Origin of the sequence: Xenorhabdus griffiniae, from assembly GCF_001028135.1 — a bacterium.
Taxonomy (GTDB): Bacteria; Pseudomonadota; Gammaproteobacteria; order Enterobacterales; family Enterobacteriaceae; genus Xenorhabdus; species Xenorhabdus bakwenae.
Genome location: NZ_LDNM01000157.1, coordinates 1 through 3,261 on the forward strand (window position 1 = coordinate 1; position 3,261 = coordinate 3,261).

2 protein-coding genes, 2 tRNA genes and 1 pseudogene are annotated in these 3,261 nt (G+C 41.5%); 2 read left to right on the forward strand and 3 right to left on the reverse strand.

Features of this window, described 5'->3' with window-relative positions; genetic code table 11:
- Positions 1–60: 60 nt before the first annotated feature.
- Positions 61–1,422, forward strand: a pseudogene (locus AAY47_RS19075) (YifB family Mg chelatase-like AAA ATPase); the annotation flags it as partial.
- Positions 1,423–1,484: 62 nt separating this feature from the next.
- Here AAY47_RS19075 and AAY47_RS19080 read toward each other — a convergent pair.
- On the reverse strand, positions 1,485–1,823 hold the full coding sequence (locus tag AAY47_RS19080) for a DUF413 domain-containing protein (protein ID WP_047771917.1): 339 nt from the start codon (positions 1,821–1,823) through the stop codon (positions 1,485–1,487).
- 115 nt (positions 1,824–1,938) lie between these two features.
- On the opposite strand from AAY47_RS19080, the gene hdfR reads away from it, so the two are divergent.
- Positions 1,939–2,781, forward strand: a complete 843-nt coding sequence (gene hdfR / locus AAY47_RS19085) for an HTH-type transcriptional regulator HdfR (RefSeq protein WP_047771918.1) — start codon at positions 1,939–1,941, stop codon at positions 2,779–2,781.
- A gap of 203 nt (positions 2,782–2,984) precedes the next feature.
- Here hdfR and AAY47_RS19090 read toward each other — a convergent pair.
- Together AAY47_RS19090 and AAY47_RS19095 are read right to left on the reverse strand one after the other, a co-directional pair.
- Positions 2,985–3,060: transfer RNA gene (locus AAY47_RS19090), tRNA-Trp, on the reverse strand.
- Positions 3,061–3,068: 8 nt separating this feature from the next.
- Positions 3,069–3,145: transfer RNA gene (locus tag AAY47_RS19095), tRNA-Asp, on the reverse strand.
- Positions 3,146–3,261 lie beyond the last annotated feature (116 nt).

The following is a 3,261-nucleotide window of genomic DNA, read 5'->3' on the forward strand; positions in this document are numbered from 1 at the left end:
TCAGTTGATGAGCTGTTTACAGAGCATATTGAATATGCCATGTTATGATGATTTTGCTATAGTGGTTTTACTTATCCTCCCAAAAGGATCACTGTCAATTTAGCGCCAGCTGATCTCCCCAAAGAAGGGGGAAGATATGATTTACCCATCGCTATTGCAATTTTAGCCGCATCAGAGCAGATCACGACAGATAAGCTACATAATTACGAGTTTTTAGGTGAGTTAGCACTCTCTGGTGAAATACGGCAAGTTATGGGAGCAATTCCCGCCGCATTAAGTGCAAAAAGAGCGGGAAGACAACTTATCCTTTCCTCAGAGAACCAGACTGAATTGGCAATTTTGTCTCAGAACGAAACGTTAATGGCAAATCATTTGCTGCAAGTCTGCCATTTCTTACGAGGAGAAAACGCGAACTTATCCTCTCCCCCTCCTGTTGAACCACAAACTGAATCATTTGTATTAGATATGCAAGATATTATTGGACAGGAACAAGCTAAACGGGCATTGGAAATCACAGCCGCTGGCGGTCATAATCTTCTGCTACTCGGTCCTCCAGGCACCGGAAAAACTATGCTTGCCAGTCGATTATGTAGTTTGTTACCGCCATTGACGCATCAGGAAGCGCTAGACGTTGCAGCAATCAATAGCTTGGCGGGATGTCAATTACATCATCAAAAATGGCATACACGCCCATTTAGAGCTCCTCATCACAGTTCTTCAATGGCAGCTCTTGTTGGAGGAGGTTCAATACCCAAACCTGGAGAGATTTCTCTTGCCCATAATGGCGTGTTATTTCTGGATGAATTACCTGAATTTAACCGCAGTGTCCTTGATGCCCTACGGGAACCGTTAGAATCTGGCGAAATAGTAATATCCCGTGCCAGAGCAAAAGTGCGTTTTCCTGCCCAAGTTCAATTGATTGCAGCCATGAACCCTAGCCCAACCGGCTATCATCAAGGAATACATAACCGAAGTAGTCCACACCAAGTATTACGTTACCTATCTAAACTATCAGGCCCTTTTTTAGATCGTTTTGATCTCTCTATTGAAGTTCCTTTGCTCCCTCCAGGAATTTTAAGTCAATCATCAACAAAATATGGAGAAAGTAGTCAAGAAATCAAAAAACGTGTAGCAAGGGCAAGAGAAATACAAATAGAGCGCTGTGGGCACATTAATGCCCGTCTCAATAGCAAACAAACTGAAGATATTTGCAAAATTAGCATGGAAAATGCCGTTTTTCTGGAAAATACTTTATTGAAATTAGGTTTATCTATACGTGCCTGGCACAGAATACTTAGGGTTTCTCGCACAATTGCAGATTTAAGAGAACAAACAAGAATAGAAAAACCAGATATTATGGAAGCACTCAGCTACCGAAGTATGGATAGGTTACTTATACAATTACAGAAGCAGACTGGATAAGTTATCGGTTAGAAGAGAGGCAATCGCCCCTCTTGGATAGATGATTAATATTAATGATGGTATTAATCATCAGTATCGGTATAGTCCTCTGCAGAATCAAGCTGAGGTTTTCCACCGGAAAGGGTATGAAAACGTTTTGGACGGCTAATTTTTGCCAAATACTTAATCCATACCTTTTCTTCTGTCGTTGCAGGTGCACGTTCACCACGGCAAACTGCAACAAACAGTTCTTCTTCTTCTGTCTGAGGTTCACGTTTACCAAGGTCCAATTCATTGAACGCATAACCATAACGTTCTAGCAATTGAGCCTCTTTGATGGTGAAATCACCATGACGGGAAAATCCACGTGGATAATTTTTATTATCAAAAAAACGATTAGTCGTGATGAAGCTTTCAGCCATCTGACACACTCCTAACTCTAAGTCATACTAATTATGGCGCGGAGTATTAGGGAGGCTTGACATTCTGTAAAACAAAATATTTAAATCTTAACGACAAAAACTATTGGAGATGCATGTGGATACTGAATTACTGAAAACCTTTTTGGAAGTCAGTAAGACTCGTCACTTTGGTCGGGCAGCTGAATCGCTCTATTTAACACAATCCGCTGTTAGTTTTCGTATCCGTCAACTAGAAAATCAGTTGGGTACTAATCTATTCACTCGACATCGTAATAATATCCGCCTAACTGCAGCCGGAGAACGCCTGGTACCTTATGCAGAATCACTAATGAGTACCTGGCAATTGGCGAAGAAAGAAATCAATTATATTGCCCAACATACAAAACTCTCTATCGGCGCTACAGCATCCCTATGGGAAAGTTATCTAACATCCTGGATAAATACGTTTTATCAACACCATCGGGAAACAAGAATCGATTCTTTCGTTTCAACACGCCAGTCGCTAGTCAAACAATTACATTCTCGTGAATTAGATCTGTTAATTACCACTGAACCGCCCAAAATGGATGAGTTTCAAAGTCAGCTGATAGGTAATATCCAGCTTATTTTATTAACAACCCGGCATAACCTTGATAAACCAGTAGAAAATTATATCAAATTAGAGTGGGGAGCTGATTTTCACCAGCAAGAACAACAAATCTTAAAGAACGATCACCCACCTATCATTACAACCACATCAGCACATATTGCCAGAGAGTTATTGGATAGCGTTAATGCTACAACCTTCCTTCCTGTACATTGGCAAGAAGAATATCCGAAACTCGTTGCCTTACCTAATAATCAGTTAATAGAACGGCCATTATACGCTGTATGGCTACAAAACAGTGACCAACAAGCGCTTATCCAACACTTATTAAAAATTCCTGTTGAGAAAGCACCTGTAACCACCAAAAAATAATTTTTATAGAAAAAATAAGGAGTTATGCACAACATGGTGCACAAAAGCGTAGCGCCCACAAAGAAATTAGAATTACACGAGATTAGAAGTTAAAACTATAGTACGTTAGTAACTGTACAAAAAATGACAAACAAGAAAAACCCAGCTAACTTTAGCTGGGCTATTAATCTGAAAGCTATATCAATTATTACTTATTTGTTAACTGGCAGGGGCGGAGAGGCTCGAACTCCCAACACCCGGTTTTGGAGACCGGTGCTCTACCAATTGAACTACGCCCCTAAATACGGTGGCGGTGCGGACGGGACTCGAACCCGCGACCCCCGGCGTGACAGGCCGGTATTCTAACCAACTGAACTACCGCACCACCGAATTTCTTTCTCTGTGCTGCCTTTTGGGCCGGCAACACGTTTTTTAATCAATGTCTGGCAGTGTCCTACTCTCACATGGGGAGACCCCACACTACCATCGGCGCTACGGCGT

Coding starts and splice junctions, on each gene's coding strand:
- AAY47_RS19080 (WP_047771917.1), bottom strand. CDS start 1,823: ATGGCTGAAAGCTTCATCACGACTAATCGTTTTTTTGATAATAAAAAT.